General features: G+C 60.5%; 16 protein-coding genes, 1 tRNA gene and 1 pseudogene. 12 read left to right on the top strand and 6 right to left on the bottom strand.

The features are described 5' to 3' along the window. Positions 1-120: 120 nt before the first annotated feature. The 4 genes and pseudogenes from AAA989_RS02460 to AAA989_RS02445 all read left to right on the top strand — a co-directional run. Positions 121-211, top strand: a tRNA-Ser gene (locus AAA989_RS02460). Between the two features lie 38 nt (positions 212-249). Further along, complete coding sequence (locus AAA989_RS02455; RefSeq protein ID WP_338240931.1) at positions 250-741, top strand: DNA-methyltransferase; 492 nt, start codon at positions 250-252, stop codon at positions 739-741. Further along, positions 738-1256 (top strand): DUF5681 domain-containing protein, encoded by a 519-nt coding sequence (locus AAA989_RS02450; protein WP_338240930.1) that lies wholly within the window; start codon positions 738-740, stop codon positions 1254-1256. Before AAA989_RS02455 ends, AAA989_RS02450 begins: the two co-directional genes overlap by 4 nt. Continuing rightward, a pseudogene (locus AAA989_RS02445) lies at positions 1232-1510 on the top strand (DUF5681 domain-containing protein); the annotation flags it as partial. The gene AAA989_RS02450 and the pseudogene AAA989_RS02445, both read left to right, overlap by 25 nt. Positions 1511-1725: 215 nt before the next feature. Here AAA989_RS02445 and AAA989_RS02440 read toward each other — a convergent pair. Then, a complete protein-coding gene (locus AAA989_RS02440; protein WP_338240927.1) occupies positions 1726-1995 on the bottom strand; it encodes a hypothetical protein in 270 nt (89 codons plus the stop codon). Between the two features lie 407 nt (positions 1996-2402). Between AAA989_RS02440 and AAA989_RS02435 the strand changes: the two genes are divergently transcribed. Continuing rightward, positions 2403-4391 carry a BCCT family transporter gene (locus tag AAA989_RS02435; protein WP_338240926.1) on the top strand — a complete coding sequence of 663 codons (1989 nt, stop codon included), beginning with the start codon at positions 2403-2405 and terminating at the stop codon, positions 4389-4391. A 42-nt stretch (positions 4392-4433) separates the two neighbouring features. Here the strand turns inward: AAA989_RS02435 and AAA989_RS02430 are convergent, their stop codons facing one another. Continuing rightward, the gene (locus AAA989_RS02430; protein WP_338240924.1) at positions 4434-5174 is read right to left on the bottom strand and encodes a TorF family putative porin; all 741 of its coding nucleotides are present in this window, start codon (positions 5172-5174) and stop codon (positions 4434-4436) included. Here AAA989_RS02430 and AAA989_RS02425 point away from each other — a divergent pair. From AAA989_RS02425 to AAA989_RS02415, 3 genes are all read left to right on the top strand, one after another. Beyond that, on the top strand, positions 5161-5430 hold the full coding sequence (locus AAA989_RS02425; RefSeq protein WP_338240922.1) for a hypothetical protein: 270 nt from the start codon (positions 5161-5163) through the stop codon (positions 5428-5430). The genes AAA989_RS02430 and AAA989_RS02425 overlap by 14 nt on opposite strands. A 240-nt stretch (positions 5431-5670) precedes the next feature. Continuing rightward, positions 5671-6834, top strand: coding sequence for an MFS transporter (locus AAA989_RS02420; protein WP_338240921.1), 1164 nt, complete (start codon positions 5671-5673; stop codon positions 6832-6834). A gap of 284 nt (positions 6835-7118) precedes the next feature. Further along, entirely contained in the window at positions 7119-7913 is a 795-nt protein-coding gene (locus AAA989_RS02415) for an alpha/beta fold hydrolase (protein WP_338240920.1), read from the top strand. 445 nt (positions 7914-8358) lie between these two features. Here AAA989_RS02415 and AAA989_RS02410 read toward each other — a convergent pair whose 3' ends face one another. Next, positions 8359-10209 carry a hypothetical protein gene (locus tag AAA989_RS02410; RefSeq protein WP_338240919.1) on the bottom strand — a complete coding sequence of 617 codons (1851 nt, stop codon included), beginning with the start codon at positions 10207-10209 and terminating at the stop codon, positions 8359-8361. Between the two features lie 200 nt (positions 10210-10409). Between AAA989_RS02410 and AAA989_RS02405 the strand changes: the two genes are divergently transcribed. Both AAA989_RS02405 and AAA989_RS02400 read left to right on the top strand, forming a co-directional pair. After that, complete coding sequence (locus tag AAA989_RS02405; RefSeq protein WP_338240918.1) at positions 10410-10601, top strand: hypothetical protein; 192 nt, start codon at positions 10410-10412, stop codon at positions 10599-10601. Positions 10602-10654: 53 nt separating this feature from the next. Then, positions 10655-13135 (top strand): CHAT domain-containing protein, encoded by a 2481-nt coding sequence (locus AAA989_RS02400; RefSeq protein WP_338240917.1) that lies wholly within the window; start codon positions 10655-10657, stop codon positions 13133-13135. Positions 13136-13147: 12 nt separating this feature from the next. Here the strand turns inward: AAA989_RS02400 and AAA989_RS02395 are convergent, their stop codons facing one another. After that, entirely contained in the window at positions 13148-15082 is a 1935-nt protein-coding gene (locus tag AAA989_RS02395) for a TIR domain-containing protein (RefSeq protein ID WP_338240916.1), read from the bottom strand. After that, positions 15079-15381 (bottom strand): hypothetical protein, encoded by a 303-nt coding sequence (locus AAA989_RS02390; RefSeq protein WP_338240915.1) that lies wholly within the window; start codon positions 15379-15381, stop codon positions 15079-15081. Before AAA989_RS02390 ends, AAA989_RS02395 begins: the two co-directional genes overlap by 4 nt. A 7-nt stretch (positions 15382-15388) precedes the next feature. Between AAA989_RS02390 and AAA989_RS02385 the strand changes: the two genes are divergently transcribed. Continuing rightward, positions 15389-15556: a hypothetical protein gene (locus AAA989_RS02385; protein ID WP_338240914.1), complete on the top strand. Its 168-nt coding sequence runs from the start codon at positions 15389-15391 to the stop codon at positions 15554-15556. 464 nt (positions 15557-16020) lie between these two features. Then, positions 16021-16401 (top strand): UrcA family protein, encoded by a 381-nt coding sequence (locus tag AAA989_RS16400; RefSeq protein ID WP_353527001.1) that lies wholly within the window; start codon positions 16021-16023, stop codon positions 16399-16401. Positions 16402-16587: 186 nt separating this feature from the next. On the opposite strand, the gene AAA989_RS02380 is transcribed toward AAA989_RS16400, so the two are convergent. Continuing rightward, positions 16588-17004 (bottom strand): hypothetical protein, encoded by a 417-nt coding sequence (locus AAA989_RS02380; protein WP_338240913.1) that lies wholly within the window; start codon positions 17002-17004, stop codon positions 16588-16590. Positions 17005-17047 lie beyond the last annotated feature (43 nt).

Raw genomic sequence — 17047 nt, 5'->3', positions numbered from 1 at the left:
AAATGATAGTCCCCCATTTTTGATGCGAAATGCGCGGAAGGGTCTTGGCAAGCGAACCGCGCTAAGCTAACCGCCGCGCTCCCAATCGACTGCGGGTTAATACAGCCGTTACCCTTTCGCGGAGAGGTGCCGGAGTGGTCGAACGGGGCGGTCTCGAAAACCGTTGAGCCCTTCTGGGGTTCCGAGGGTTCGAATCCCTCCCTCTCCGCCACCTACCCCCAGCACTTCGTGTGTATGGATTGGCGGCATATGGACGATGTGTTCGCTGCGGTAGGCGACACCTACGACGACCTTCTCAGCGTCTCGAACAAGAGCAATGCCGGCATGGGCTCGCTCTATCGCTCGAAGCACGAGATGGTCTTCGTTTACCGGGTCGGAAGCGCCCCGCATACGAACACTGTCGAACTCGCCAAGCATGGCCGCAATAGCACCAATGTCTGGGACTATGCCAGCGTCAACTCGATGCAGGGATCGCGCCGCGAGGACCTCGCCTTGCATCCGACAGTGAAACCCGTTGCCATGGTCGCCGACGCGATCTGCGATGTCACCCAGGGCGAGCTGGTGCTCGACATTTTCCTTGGCTCGGGCACCAGCCTGATCGCCGCCGAGCGGGTTGGACGATGTTTCCGCGGCCTAGACATCGATCCTGCTTATGTCGACCTGGCGATGACCCGCTGGACCGACCTGACCGGCAAGGAGCCGCAACTCGTTTGCCGCGCTGATGGTGAGATAGCGGCATGAGCAACGACACGCGTTTCCAGCCCGGTCAGTCCGGCAATCCCAAGGGGCGGCCGAAAAAACGGCGTCCCCATAACTCCGCGTTCGACATCATCTTCGATAAGACGCTTACGGTGACCCAGTCGGGCAAGACTCAACAACTGACGATCGACGAAGCGCTCGAGCTGCAGACCTACCACGATGCTATCAAGGGTAGCCGCATGGCGATCCGCAAGATCCTCAAGATGATCGAGAAACGTGAACGTGCCTTGCGGGCGAGGGACAAGGCTCCCTCGCACCCGGTCAAGGTCGAACATCACCATGATGCTGATAATGCCAACGAGGCCATGCGCATTCTTGGCATCGCTGAGCCCGATCCCGGCTTCGAAGGTAAGCGCTGGAAGGTGCGTGCCTGGGCAGCGCAGGCAGCACTCAGTCGGCCGGGTCGAAGGAAGTTCAGCAAGAAGGAGGTCGATGAAATCAAGTTCTTCACCTTCGACGGGGACACCCTTCGATGGCCGCGCGGGCGGACCGCATGAGCGGGCAGGAAGAAATCGGCTATGGAAAGCCCCCACGCGTGACGCGGTTCCGCAAGGGGCAATCCGGCAATCCGCGTGGACGGCCGAAGAACCGTCACCGCGAAGTTCCGCACGATGCTGTTCTGGGACAGATGGTCACGATCCGCGAAGACGGTCGGGAACGGCGGGTAACAGCCGCCGAGGCTTTTCTTCTCCAACTAACCCGCAAGGGCCTCGCAGGTGACAGCGCGGCCGCACGCGCTTCGCTCGAAGCTATCGAGCGGGCCCGTGCTGCAGACACAAGCCACGACGACCACGTCAACGCGATCATCATCTCGTTTATCAGCAGCGGTGCGGACGCGATCCTGCAACCGCTCGGGTTGGCAATCAAGAAGTACCCGAAGGACAAGGATCGCGTTCATTGGGAGCTCGATCCCTGGGGTGCGGCGTCATGGCTGCTCCTGTATGAAAGCTACCATCGGCTTTCCTATCACTTTGGTGCTAGTCCTTGCGACGCTTCCAGCAATTCCATGAAGTTTCGGGCTGCATTCCGATCCTCTTCGCTTTCAAAGCTGACGTCTAAGTCGGGCGCTCCGCCCAGCATGTGTAGAAGTGCCCACAACGCGAATTTTTTGCCACGATCCTGTTCGAGACCAAGATCGACCTGACATCTCTCGATGCCTGATGCGAGAGCATCAGGTGAAAGCTCCGAGATGTTACTGGTCGCAAAGTAGCGGCATAAAAGGTCGTCGAGGTCCACTAACCTGCAATAGAGGTTTGGAACTAGATCGCCAATGGCGGCCTATGGGTCGGACAGCCTTTCTGGCCTCATCCTATGGTTATGACTCATGCGCTCATTGTGGAGCCCCAGCGCCAGCAACTGAGCTGGACTCTGAGTTTCAGCTCTCTGTCGCCTGCAACAGCTGAAGGTTGCTATGCTCGGTTTCCGCTAATGGGTGGAAAGCGGACTTGCAAGCCATCTGCGGCCCTCAACGTCCGTCTGAGATTTTGCCAATTCTGATATAACGGGGAAGTTAGAAGACGGGTCGCGTGCGCTCACAATTACAATTGCCACCCTTGTTGCCTACGTCGCTTCCGGGAAACTCGCAACTTGTAGCATCGTCGTTCGTTGGCCTTGTGAAACGGAGCAGACGAAAGAGGGGACGTATGTCCGATCCCGTCCTTACGGAAGCCGCATCGGTCGAGGAAAGCGCAAGGATCAAGGTCAACCCGCCGGTATTCTTCGTATCGGCCAGCCTCATTCTGGCGTTCGCGCTGTTCGGAGCCTTTCTTCCCGATCAGGCGGCGCGCATATTCGATGAAGTCCAGGCCTACATCGTCCGCGATTTCGGCTGGCTCTACGTTTCGGCCGTCGCGGGCTTTCTCCTGTTCGTCGTCTACCTGATGCTGAGCCGCCACGGTGACATCAAGCTAGGGCCCGACGAGAGCGAGCCCGATTACAGCTACCTGTCGTGGTTCGCGATGCTGTTCAGCGCGGGAATGGGAATCGGCCTCGTGTTCTTCGGAGTGGCGGAACCGATCCAGCATTACGCGGCCCCGCCAACAGGCGAGGGCGGCACGATCGAATCCGCCAGGCAGGCCATGACGCTGACGTTCTTTCACTGGGGGCTGCATGCCTGGGCCATCTATATCGTCGTAGGCCTCTCCTTGGCCTACTTTTCCTTCCGCCGGGGGCTTCCTCTCACGATCCGCTCGGCGCTATATCCGCTGATCGGGCATCGCATCGACGGCCCGATCGGACATGCCATCGACATCTTTGCGGTGCTCGGCACAATGTTCGGAGTTGCAACCTCGCTCGGACTTGGCGTGTTGCAGGTGAATGCTGGTTTCGACTACCTCTTCGGAGTGCCGGTTGGGCCCCAGACACAGTTGATCCTCATCGCCGCGATAACTTTGTTGGCCACGCTGTCAGTCTTTCTCGGCCTGGACAAGGGCGTGAAGCGCTTATCGGAACTCAATATCATCCTTGCAGTGCTTCTGCTCGGCTTCGTCCTTTTCTCGGGCTCCACGGTGTTCCTGCTGCAGGCGTTCGTCCAGAACGTGGGCACCTACCTCGGCGAGGTGATACCGCGCACCTTCCGGATGTACGCGTACGAGCCCAATCCCTGGCTGGCCGACTGGACCCTGTTCTACTGGGGCTGGTGGATCGCGTGGTCGCCCTTCGTCGGCATGTTCATCGCGCGCATCTCGCGCGGGCGGACGATCCGTGAATTCGTCGGCGGAGTCTTGCTGGTGCCGGTCCTGTTCACGTTCCTCTGGATGACCGTTTTCGGCAATACCGCCATCTCGCTCGACCTGTCGGGCGCAGAGCCTATCGCGCAGACGGTGGCGGACAACCTGCCCGTCGCCCTGTTCGAGACACTAGCGGAACTGCCACTGGGGGCAGTTACCTCGCTGATCGCAACATTCCTCATCATTACGTTCTTCATCACCTCCGCCGATTCCGGCGCGCTGGTGATCGACATGATCACTTCCGGGGCGGCGGAGAATCCGCCTGTCTGGCAGCGAATCTTCTGGGCCGTGTGTGCCGGGGCGATTGCAGCGGTCCTCCTGGTGGCAGGCGGACTGCAGGCCCTCCAGACCGCAGCGATTGCCAGCGCTTTGCCCTTCGCGGTTATCATGATCTTCATTTGCTATGGCCTGTATCGCGGACTGGGCATGGAATCCGCGGGAACGTCGACAGACCTCACGCTGGCGCCGACCAAGGGTCGGATGCCCGAGCTGACCTGGCAGCAGCGGCTGACGTCCATCATGGGCCATTTCGAAAAGAATGACATTCACGCCTTCATTGCCGATACTGCCCGACCGGCCCTCGAAGCGGTTTCGGAGCAGATGCGCGAAAGCGGCTTCCAGCCCGAGATCGAACAGACGACGGAGTGTATCGAGTTCACAGTCCCGCACGGAGAGCGCGGCGCGTTTAGGTATACCGTGCGCAGCCGCCCGTTCCTTCTGCCAAGCTTCGTCTGGGCCGAAACGCGCAAGGAACGCGAAGCCGAGCCGCGTCATTACCGGGCGATGGCGCATACGTCCGAAGGCGAAACGCCGCACGACGTGACAGGATTCTCGCGCGATCAACTGATCAACGACCTCCTCAACCGCTATGCGCGTTTCCGCCATTCGCGACGGATCGCATAATGCAATTCGCCTGACACGGCTCGCCTGATGTGGCGGGGCGGTTCAGAGGCTCCAGGTAAGGCCGATGCGACCGACCACATCATACTGGTCGAGGCCGCTGGCCACATCGTTGTTGGGCACCCACAGATCGACGCCGCCGCTGACGGTCAGGCCCGGGAGGCTCTCGGGCGCGGGCTGACCAGAGAGGACAATCCCGGTGCGGAAGAATCCGAATGTCTCCTTTCCGCCGTCGATCCCGTCATAGTATTCGTCCGACAGGCCGATCATCAGGGGGATGGCCACGTGGATCGGCGCGCCGGCGATATTCGTGTCGAAGGACGGCGTTACCGATGGCTGGATGTAGAGCGCATCCTTCCTTCCCGGACGCCCGGCTTCCTGTACCAGTCGCAGGGACGGAGAGAGGCTGAAATTGTCCAGCGGCACGCCGTCCCACTCCCCCGTATCGTCATAGGTCGCGATGAATTCCAGGTCGTTGTATCCTTCGAAGGAATCGCCGAGGGATTCGTAGCGGTAGTAGGTCGCCGAGAAGTTCCACCTGTCGACCAGTTGTATCGCTGCCCCTGCGTAAAGGTCGGTTTCGTAGAAGCGGGTAAGGCGTCCGGCCGGGCCCGGGGGCACCGATCCCAGCTTGACGCTGGCCCAGGTTCCAACGAAGACGCTGGCGTCCGTAACCAGGCCACCTTTGTCATCTGCCACGTCCAGCGATATGGTGGCGCTTGGCTGGAAACTCACTTCCTCGGCGAACATCACTCCCCGCGAGATGTACTCCGTGACCGCGCCCATAACCACGCTGATCGAGATGCGACTGCTCTCTTGCGATGCCTCACCCTCCGGCAGGACTATTGCCGGAACGGATTCGGTACCAGGCGTCGTTCCACTTTCTTGGGCAGTTGCCGAAACGCTCGCAAAAGGTGCGATGGCGATGGTCGACAGAAGAAGTCTTTTCACGGTTTCCTCGGCGCGTCTTGGGCAGGTGTTCTCGCAGATCAACCGGGTGAAAACCGCGGATGTTCCGAAAAGAGGACCACCGCGCGAGTGAATTCGTCAAAACAAAAGGTGAGGTTGCTAATTCTTTATCTGCCTTCGCCTATGCAACATCCGCTATTGGGTGGAAAGCGGCCAAAGCCTGTATGCTTAAGCTAAATGCTTTCGATACCTGCGCCTACGACGAGCCGGGAACTGTACTTCCTCCAAAATCTTACTCTTACAGAGCCTGTAATTTCTGACGCTAGCGGACCATTTTTCGAAACCTTAAAGCACTGGGCTATTGTTCTTTAATGTGTCCCCCTCCGGCGGCTTGGTCCGCGCAGGTTTCCTCGCAACTGCCATCAGTTTCGGGCCAGCGCGAATGGGGTTTGGGCTGTTTCTGCCACTATTCAGCGCCGAGTTCGGCATTCCCGAGGACACGGCGGGATTGATTGCAGGCGCCGGCTTTGGCGCCTTTCTTACCGGACTGCTCATATCTGCGTTTTTCACTGTTCGCTACGGTGCCCGCTTGCCGGTTGCCATCGGGGGCCTCTGCGCGCTTGCCGGCTTTGTCTTAATTGCTACCGCCTCCAATACCGCGGCCCTGACTGCAGGGGTTGTGATTGCCGGATGTAGCCCGGCCCTCTGTTGGGCGCCTTTCAACGATGCTGCAGAATATGCAATCGCAGAGGACCAGCGGTCGCATGCCCTGTCTAGCATTGCGACGGGTACGGCCGTCGGCGTAACTTTCGCGGCCGGACTCTCCTTCGCCGTCACTCAGGACATGCTTGTTTGGAGAAGTGCTTGGTGGCTTTTTGCGCTTGCCGCTATCCTGTCCATTTTCGCCACGGTCGCATCGGTTCCCAAGCATCCGGCTGCTGACAGGCCCAATTCCATCTCAGTTTCAGGCTTCGTTTTCCGGGAAGCGATGTGGCTTTACGGTTTGGCCCTCGTGTTTGGCGCAACCAACGCAGTGTTCATTTCATTCGCAGCTGAACGTATCGCGAACGCGGGAGGTGTGCAGGCACTCCCCAAGGATAGTGGTCCGGCGATATTGTTTCTCAGTTATGGCTTGTGTGGCCTTCTAGGCCTTCTGACTGGACGGGCAGAGGCTTTCTTCGGCCTACCAATCGTGCTGCGGGCAATATTTGCGGCCGCCGCGATCTCCATGATGTTGATCGCCCACGCGCCCAGCAATTTGGCAGCTGTCCTGGTCGCCAGCGGGATGCATGGCGCAGCCTTGATGGCGGTAAGCGCAGTAGTTTCCTTTTGGAGCCTGCGATTGTTTCCCGGACGCGGGACACTTGGCTTCACCGTGGCCCTGATAGCGCTGGGACTCGGGAGCCTAATCGGCCCTGTTTTGGCTGGTTTCGCGAGCGAAGGATTAGGCAGTAGCGCTATGTTCTGGCTATCGGCGATTCCTGCGTGTTTGATCTGCTTCTGGCCGAGAGGGCTACCAAATTCTCGACCCGGATAAAGCAACTGGTCGGACTACCTGCGGTGTGGGGATTGCAGGTCGTGCAAATCGACGAGCCGCTCGCTTCGACATACGCCCGCAATCGGGTCGTGAGCCGAAAGGCCGCTTTCCAACGGTGACACGCCAGAAGCTGCCCTTCCGCAACCGGCCCATAATCAGACATTTGGTCCAAGTTGGTTCGAGCGTCAGTTTTCGGGCCGATAGCGGACCGTCCGCTCTTGGCCTCACCTTCGGCAATGTAGACATCCACGGGCCCATAAGTCAGTGCGAGACGTTACCATTACATGACCATGCACTACACGCGCACGGGGCGCGGAAAACCTCTTCTCCTTGTCCACGGACTGGGGGCAACCTGCGGCTCGTGGGACACGATCTCGCCTGCGCTTTCTCGAGTCAGGGAGGTAATCGCCGTGGACCTGCCCGGCCACGGGCAGACACCCGAAGAGGCCGATAGCGGCACGTTCGACGGACTTGCGCGCAGTCTGGACAGCTGGCTCCGCACCGAAAATCTCATCGGGGTCGATATGGTGGGTAGTTCGTTAGGCGCTCGCCTGGTGCTCGAGATGGCGCGCCGCGGCCAATCGGGCGCGGTCGTCGCACTGGATCCGGGCGGATTCTGGCATGGGTGGGAGCGGACGTTCTTCAAAGCCACCATAACGCCATCGATTGCCCTGGTTCGCGCGCTGCGACCGGCGCTTTCTGCCATCACCGGAAATGTCGCAGGGCGAACAGCGCTGATGGCCCAGCTCTCAGCGAGGCCTTGGGCGCTGGACCCGGCATTCGTCGCGCGCGAGCTGAAATCATTGGCTGATACGCGCACCGTCAATTCGCTTGTGAAGGATCTCGCCAACGGCGCAATGCAAGAGGGACCTGCGGGAACGGCTGCACCGGTTGTCATCGGCTGGGGCCGTAAGGATCGGCTGTGTCTACCGCAGCAGGCGGATCGCGCGATGAAAGCCTTCCCTGAAGCGACGCTGCACTGGTTCGAGCGTAGCGGACACTTCCCGATGTGGGATCAGCCAGAGGAGACCGTCCGCGTGATTCTGGATGCAACAAGCGTCTCGAGATTGAAATTATAGTGCAACTGGCCGGTTAGCAAATCGAGGGCTTATGCAGGGGCTAGTCCACTGTAAGGTCTTTTGTCGGCCGCTTGGGGACTGTCTGCTTTTGGCTTCCGCGTCGCGAGAAGCAGCCGTTCGGCTAGTGACCCGATTGCGGACGTTGACGTCTAGTCACCCTGGCGTCTTCTGACCGGTCACTTCGGCACGCCGGAAATACCGAAAGCTGCCCATTCAGACGGAAGCTGGACGCAGCCAGGCACCGTCTGGCTTCCCGAATTGGTCATCCTATCCTTGGGCGAGGGCACCTTCGCGGGCGAATCCGTCTCCCTTTTGAGTTGGAGATCGAAGACTGCGTACAACCGATGTGGCCGTCACCCTATCAACTCCTAGGCGAAAAGACGGCGACCATCTCTCTCAGGTTAGGAGCTTCTGGCGCTGCGTGATGTCGGTCAGCAAACCGAAATCAGACTGGGACTGCCACTTTCTTCCCGCTGAACACAGCCTGCCAGCTCTCAAGTTCCGCCATGACGACTGCATCGACCGATCGGACGATCTCGGCCACGTCTGAATATTGCAGCGTCTCTTCTTGGGCCTGTTCCAGGATTCCTATGCGTTCGAGCACCGCTTCGAGGCGCTGGGCGGTGACCGTCGAGATATCGGCGAATCTCTCGAAATCACCGAAGTAACGCATTCCGGCCAGCGCGCCGCCGATAGTTGGGAAGGCGACGCCGAGCACGGTACACCACTTGCCGATTTTCTCGACAAGGAGGGGGTCGATCAATCCGGCGTACAAAAGGGCCGCGACGGCAAGGTAGCAGCCAACGCTGACGATGGCGGCGGCGAACAGCAGCTCGGAAACCTTGTCGAGCGAGTGATGGACGCGCGTCAGTCGCCGGGCCTTCGCTCGGTGATATTCCAGCTGCGGCACGATAAGCAGGCGCTCCAATGCACGGAGCATAGCTGCCAGCCAGCGACTGTCGATCGTAGTCTGCGGCAGGCCCACCTCTCGCGCGGCGTGACGTGCGTATGTCTCTGGCCAGCCGCTGTTCTCTCCGCTCGGCCATTCCCCCCGTGGCCGGGCCACTCCCAGCGCCAGCATCCAGGCTTGACTCCGCAGGTATTCCGCCGCTCGCCGGGTCGCAAACCAGCGCGAATGAAGATCGAGGTTGCGCGCGCGCCAGGTGTTCACGACGATGATCAGCAGAACGACCAGCTCGATCGAGGCGAAAATCCATTTATGATCCGGACCGCCAAGTGGGAGATAGAGTACGCCTGCAATGATGGCGATCGAGCCGAGCAGGAAATTGACGATCATGCTGGAGCGGTGGCGGTCGGACAGGAAGGTCGCAATCGCATCCATCCAGGCAAAGCGCTTGAAAATGCCGTCGCGCAACCGGTCGGGAAAAGTCTCGTCCTCACCTTCCAGAATCTTGAGTGTACCCAGCACTTCGCGGGCGCTGCCTTTCTCAATTCCCTCCGGCGTCTCGTAGGTTTGCCGGACCGAGGCAAAGCGTGCGCCGCCTTTGTTGCCGAACAGCGTCTCCAAGCGCCGGTAGGCATGGTAGCGTAGCGCGCTTCGGGGACGGTAGCGTTCCGCCGCCAGCGCAGCCGCCATCTCTTCCCTGTTCTCGCCCAGGGCGTCGCGAACGAGGGATTCCAGCTCCGCATCGCGGCGGTCCTTGACCAGCCCCCCTGCCTCCAGTCCCAGCATCTCGCTTTGCCGCAGGATTAACCAGTCAGCGGGCCGGGCCGGTTCGATCCACACAACCGGTATCGAGGCGTGGAGCGCGGATTTCACCGTATCGCCCGTGCCGCCGAGATTGGCGTGGGTCTTGCCGTCCCATACCGCGATGATGAGGTCGGATTGCTCTATCAGCATCCGCCCTGCAATTGCGAAGCGCCGGCCAAGCTCGAACGCAGTCGAGGATGCGAGCGGGGCATTATCGGGCGAGGCTGCGTGTTCGCTCACCAGCTGCGCAATTTGGTCGTCACGGTCGGCTATGCGGAAGACGCGCCCCCGGCTTTCCAATTCGAGAAGCGGTGCAAGACGCGCTGCGACCTCGCTATCATGGGTACGACCAGTGTTGAGAAGTTCGTCGATGACGTCGCCGGAGGCAGGAAGGGCGGAAACGGCGCGGGCAAGTTTCTCACCGAAGGGCTGCGGCACCACTAGGTCCCACGCGCGCACTAGTGCTAGTTCCGCACCTGCCGCATCGCTGCCGTCGGCCAGCAGCGTGTTGAGCCGGTTCGTTGCGCCCGCACCCGGAGATGCTGAGTCGACAATCTCAAATATATTCTCGAGAGCCTTCCGCAAATGCGAGTCGTCCTCGGGATACGCCGGATGAATTGATCGATGTCCCGTCAGTCCGACAGAAATGCGGCTCGTGGGCAGGGACGTTTCTTCCGCGCTTGTAATATGCATTTCCTTGAGTTTACGCGAATTATTGAAAACTTACACGCCGATTGCCGATAGATATAGAATGAGGTAACTTGTATCGCGAGGGAGAAAATTTCATGCCCGATAGTAACGATCAGTCAGACAACCGCCAGCCGTCCGGATCAGAAGACGACCCGGCAAAGCACAAGCCAGCTGGCGAAGACGAAGCTCCCAAGCGCAAGTTCCGCGGCAACGATGGCGACCGTCGTACCATGCGCGGCAACGACGGCGACCGCCGAACCATGCGTGGGAACGACGGCGACAGGTGACGCGGCTTGACCAGCGATGTGAGCGAAGCTGGTCAATTCGGGCCTGACGGAGGATGAGCCGGAAGCGCTGGACCATCGCCTTCTCTCCGGCTGGCGAAGGCAATTACCGCTTGGAAATCAGGCGTTCGGGTGCGGTTCACCGGTTCGAGACAAAGTTGCCACCCGACATTTCCGACCTGTGGGAAGAGCCGTCCGAGAAAACCGGTACGACACGCACTTTCCGCAGCAGCAATGCTGCCACACTTTCGCCTGAGGAGCGATTTTTTCAGGCTGCAGACCTGCCGACGTTGAAGGACATTGGCGAGCGGGTGCTGGATTGCCTGTTCGACCTGAAGAACAGCGCCGAAGGCCCCAAGATCATCGGCGCGCTAGAAGACCGGATCGCCGATGCCGAGGGCGTGGAGCTGGAATTCGACCTGTCGCAGACGGCCGAACTGTCCTCCATCCCGTGGGAATCGCTCTACCTGCGATCGCGCGACCGCTTCCTCGCCATCGGCACCTCATCCAACATCGTGCGCAAGCTGGACGCGCAGGCCGAACTCCCACCGCCGATCGAGCGCCCGATCCGTATCCTGGTGGTGGCAGCGAACCCGCGCGAGGATCTGGATACCGATGTCGAACTGGGCAACATCCAGCGCCGCATCGATGAGATGGTGGCCGAGGGCGACAGCGACTTCCAGGTCGTCGCCATGCCCGATGCCAAGCGCGATGAATTCCGCCGCAAGGTGAACGAATGGCGTCCGCACATCATCCACTACATCGGCCACAGCTCATTCGACGGCTCCGAAGGGTGCCTCTATTTCGAGAGCGAGGAGGAGGGCAAGTCGGACCGCGTCAGTGCCGAGGTGCTACGCAATATGCTGCTGAACCGGCGGCCCTGGCTGGTGGTCCTCAATTCCTGCCAGAGCGGCGCGACATCGCGCGACGCGCCGATGAACGGCATGGCGCAGAACCTGCTTCAGCGGCTCAATATCCCGTTCGTGGTGGCGATGCAGCAGCCGGTGTCCGACGATGCGGCGATCAATTTCTCGCAGGATTTCTACACGGCGCTGACATCGGGCGAGACTGTCGCCAGCGCGGTGACGATGGGCCGCTGCGGCATCGCCAACGATGCCGACGTGCTGACGCAGTGCGAACTCATCACGCCCGTGCTCTACACCTCTGGCGATGCGGAACGGCTGCAATTTGCAGAGAGAGCCGAACCCGTCGTGGCGGCTGCGACGGCTGCCGCGCCCGCCGGGCACGAGGAAAAGGAGTCGTTTCTCGCCTCGCTCGATTCCAGCACCAAGAAGGTGGCCAGCATCATCGGCTCTGTCACGGCCATCGGCGCTGCGGCCTTCGGAGTGTGGCAGTGGATGGCGCCCGATCCGCAGCCAGTCCCTGCTCCGCAGGTTGCGGCCAATGGTCAGGTACTGCCCGCACCGCTGCCGACGAAGCAGCCCGACAGCGACAGGGACGGGGTGGTCGATGACGCGCAAGTCGCGCCGGACGTCCAGCCCGAGGCAACGGTGGTGCCCGCTCCGCCGCCGAGACGACCGGCGCAGCCGAACCCCCAAGTCGCAGTAGGCCAACCGATCGCCCAGCCCGTCACCCCGGCCGAAAACCAGCCAGTTCCGCGGCGGGCCGTCCGGTCAGCGCCGCTTGATCCCGATAGCCAGCCGGACACGCAGCAGGCTTACTCCATTATGCCGGACGAGCCCTACACCGCGGCCTATCAACCGGCACCGCCGCCGCCCCCCTACATCGCTGGCGGCATATTCGAGCGACCGGGAGCGCCCGCACCCGTTACCGAACTGGGCGGCGGCGAAGGGCTTGGCGAGCCTTGGGCAAGCGAATTCCTGCCGACGCCGGAAAATCCGCAGGTGTACCTGTCTATGCTGGACGAACAGCGCCTGCCGGTGTTTTGCGAAGGTCTCGCGCTCACGGTCAACTTCGACCTTGGCGCCACCGTTCCCATAATGCAGGACCAGCAGCGCCTGCAGAACTATGCGCAGGAACTGGCCTGTCCGCGCAGCAAGCTGGTGGTGGCAGGCTTCACCGATACCACCGGCTCCGAAATGCTGAACATGGCGGTGTCGCTGGAGCGGGCGATGAACGTCATCGGCGAAATGGAGCCATACGGCGAGATGTTCGTCACCCGCGATGCCAACGCCTATTCCGAAGATTACCCCGTCGTGCCCACGGCGGATGAGGTTGAGGAACCGGCTAACCGCCGCGCGGAAGTGTATCTGGACTTCTACTGTCCCGACGATTTCGAGATCGCCGACACCCTGCTGCCGGGGGAAAGCTACGTGCCGGGGCAGGAGGCAAGGGCCTATCCCGGCTCGCCCGAGCAGCCAAGACCTGTCGTGGTGGCGCTGCAAATGCGCGATGCGGCCGAGATGCCCGGCGGCGAGGACCTTGCGTGGCTGCAGGCCACCGCCAACGCGGTGGGCGCGGATATCGGCGCACCCCCAGGCATGGTCTTTCCGATGATCGTGAGCGGCTCCTGCCTGGCTGACGATCAGGATACACGGATCGACATCATTTACTGAGGTAGCCGCGCCTCAGTCCGGCGCGGTAAAGCCCATGCGTCGCAGCAGCGCCACAAAGCGCGGCTCGTCATGCAGATCCTCGAACAGTGGGTCGTAGCGCAGCAGCACGAGCCCGGCATCGTTGACCGAGTAGGCCTGTTCCAGAGTGTCCATCGCCTGTGCCGAACGCCCTGTCTGCGCCAGCACCTGTGCCTGCTGGTAAAATCCGTTCAGCCCGTACTCGCGCTCAAGCTGCTCGAAAGCGCGCTGCCCTCCGGCGGTGTCACCAAGCTTGGGCAGCGTCATGGCGAGGCCCGGCAGCCGGCTGAGCATACTCCCCTCCGCCTCGAATTCCGCCGCCGCCTCGGCATAGTTGCCTTCCAGATAGTGCATATCGCCCAAGATGCGGTGAACCACGCGCATGTCCGGATTCAGGCGCAGCGCCTCCGCAGCTGCGCTGCGCGCCTTGGCGAAGTCCCCGGTCGATGCGTAAATCGTCGCCTGCGTGCGCCGAGCAACTGCGTTGAGAGGGTCCAGCCTGATCGCGCGCTCGATGGCCTGCTGCGCGCTTTCAAAATCGCCGGTGCGGGCGGCATAGGTGGCGTAGAGCTGAAGGATATCTGCATCACCCTGACCCAGCCGGTAGGCCTCCATCATCGGTTCTTGCGCCGCTGTCGCATCGAGACGGCCATTAAAAAGCACAAAGCCCAGCGCGGCCCGGGCGGCGGCCAAGTCTGGCGCAACCTCAACGGCGCGTCGAGCCGTTTCTACAGCTTCCGCATAGCTCTGCGTCAGGGGCGCCTCGCTGGGATAGCTGTTGGCAATGAGGGTCTGCGTACGTGACAGCATCGCCCAGGCCGCGCCGTAAAGAGGATCGGCTTCTACCGCGGCCTTGAACTGGCGCAGCGCAGCACGATCGGTCTCCTCGTCCAGCGCCAGGTCGTAAAGCGCCTTGCCGCGCAGGTAGGCATCGAGCGCCACCGGATTGTCTGTTCCGCCCTGGCGGGACCTGATGGCGGTATCTTCCCCCACGTGCAGTTCCAGCGCCATGCCCACGCGCTGGGCAATATCGCTCTGCACTGCGAAAATGTCGTCGAGCGAGCGTTCGTAGACTTCCGACCAGACATCGAAACCGGTCGCGCCGTCGATCAATTGTACCGACACACGGACCTGATCGCCTGCCTTGCGCACACTACCGCCAAGCAAGTAGCCGACCCCCAGCAGCGAGGCGATCTCGGAGGCCCCTGCGTTGCCACGCGAAGCCTCCTCGCTGGAAGTTCGCGCCGCCACTTGCAGCTGCGCATCCTGGCTAAGGACCTGCCGAAGTTCCTCGGAAAGGCCATTGGAAAAATAGGCCTGCTCGGCATCGCCGCTGAGATTGTCGAACGGCAATATGGCAAGGCTGGGCTGCTCGCTGTCGGAACCGGTACCCCTGTTGAACCAGGCAAAGGCAAAGATGGCCGCCAGTAGCAGGACGATTCCTGCCAGAACCACGGGAAACCTAGTCCTGCCCTTGGCTGGTGAGCGGTAAGTGCGTTTGGGCGCGCCTGGCTGTGGCGTGGAGACTGTGACGACCAACCTTGCCACCGCGTCACGCACGTTGCGGATTTCGGGTGCCTCGGGTGAGCCGCGCCATCCTGACAGATCAACCGATTGGAACTGCCGGAATCCCAACGGTGGCAGGGTGCCGTCGAGCGACACGGGGATAAGCCGCCCGCTTTCCCGCCCTGATTGTGCCTCGTCCCGCACCCAGTGCGAATCCACGGAGGTGGAGGTCCACAGCACCACTACGGCCTTCGCCTGTTCCAGCGCCTGCTCGGTGGTGCGCGTGAACACCGTCCCCGCTTCCAGCATTCCGTCCCACCAGACGGAAAATCCCTGCGCTTGGAGGAAATCGATCACCATGCGCGCGCTCGCCTCGTCCGCGCGTGAATAACTGACAAAGATCTCGGGCGTCGCCTCGCTCATCGATTCTTGCTTCGCAAATGCCAGAACTTTTCCTCGTGCATGTAAGTCGTGGATGCGGTGCGGCCGAGGGGGGAGAACAGCGCCGCGGTGTGCATCAGCATGATTCGCATTCGCGGGAAAAAGCGCACGTGCGTCATCCGGCCCGACGGGGTGCGCAAGACTTCGTAGTGACTGCGATAGTCGATGCCAGCAGCATAACGGCAATGGCGATCGAAATAAGTATCATGGCCCCCGATCTTAATGCGTTCGCCCAAATACAACAGTGGGAACTTGCTGACTATGCGGATCGCGAATTTCACGGGATGCATGGCAATCTTCAACTGGCGCGGCAAATTCCACGCCGTTGCCGATCTGCTGTTGGCTTTGCGCATGACGGGCGATGCCTTCAGTACAGAAGTTGAAGCACGCGCCGAAGCACCCCGGGCTTTTGCCAAGTTGCGGATCGTTAGCCACGAGCTATGTCTTGAATACTAGCGACGCGCAGTCCACCTGCCCATCGATGTCGTTGAACGCGCTGCAGATTCAAGCGAGTTCCACTTTTCACCCAAAAGCGGCCCCTATCGCAGCGCTGCGGCATAGCTGATAGCCGACTGTCTGCTTGCTACCGTCCTGGCCCAGAAACGATCCCGCCGGTGACGACCCGATTGCGGACATCGGCGGACTCTTCAGTCCATTGTTTGTCAGGATGCACGCGTGAGCATGATTGGCCTGCCGGGAGAGTGGCAGTCTACTAAGCACGGATGGACGAAGCGGCGTTTCACAGAGGGTGCGAGAACCATCGCTATACCCAGTGGCCCGGCGACACCCAAACTCGGGCGTGTCACGCGATTAATCAAATTTCCCTCAGGAAAACATCAGGACGAGATCAGGATTCCCCCGCTCAATTCCTCAATAAAGAATGTGCAGATTGCTCGATCTAAACATTTGAGGAAAACCCCATGTTACACGTCGCCAAAGGCTTCATCGCCGCTGCGCTTATCGCTTCGCTTGGCATGACTTTGGACGCGAGCGCAAAAGACTTCGTCCCCCGCGAAGATGCATCGCGATCAATCGTGGTAAGTCTTGCGGACCTCAACCTCGCAGATAATCAAGATATGCAGCGCCTTCGCGCGCGCATTGATAGGGCTGTCCGAAGGCTGTGCCCGAATCGGATTGAAGGACCTGTCAAGATGTATCCAGATTCTCGCCTCTGCCGTCAGGAGTCCTGGCAAGATGCAGACTTGCAACTCGCAGAAATCAGGGAAGCCCTATTCTCAAGTGAAGAATTCCCTCGAAGCCTTGCTGTAAACATGGTTTCGACGCCTAGAGCTAGGAAGTAACCGCGAAAGACCAATAGGTCGCATCGTGCCACGTCGCCAGCAGCTGGTGCAGACAGCAGGTTAAGGCCCGCTCCCCATCCAGGTGTGGTCACTCGCAATTTCATGCCAGCGGCTATCTCCTGACAAGAAAAAGGGACCGGAAAAACAAGCCTCCGGTCCCTCGCATGATATTCGCCTATACGAACACTATTCGATCGGTGTGACCACTACGGTCGTTCCATCGTCTCCAGTCGCAGTCCACGTGCCATCTGCTTCGGCGGCGGAGTTAACCCAGCACTGTGGAGGAAGGCCAATTTCACCTTCAAGATTCTCATAGCAAACTGTGCCGGGAGCCGTAACCGTAAAGGTAGCGGCGAAATCTTCACCGCCGATAACTCCATCGCTTGTGCCATCTGCCCTGAGATTGAGAACACCCTCTGTCCCATCGTCGTAAACCAGCGAATAAGAACCCGCGACCTCGTCAGCTGTCATCCAAGCGGAAGGATCGCTTGGAGAGACTTCTTCGACTGCGACCATCTCTTCTTCTGGGGCTGTTTCAGCTTCATCCGCCCCAGAACATCCAACCAGCGCCAATCCGGCAGCTACTAATACAATCTTCTTCATAAATTCCCCCCTGTCTAATTGGACCAAAAATTCGAGACTATTG

Origin of the sequence: Aurantiacibacter hainanensis (assembly GCF_036321025.1) — a bacterium.
Taxonomy (GTDB): domain Bacteria; phylum Pseudomonadota; class Alphaproteobacteria; order Sphingomonadales; family Sphingomonadaceae; genus Alteraurantiacibacter; species Alteraurantiacibacter hainanensis.
The sequence above is the reverse complement of the archived record's forward strand: the minus strand, read 5'-3'. Positions and strand labels throughout refer to the sequence as shown.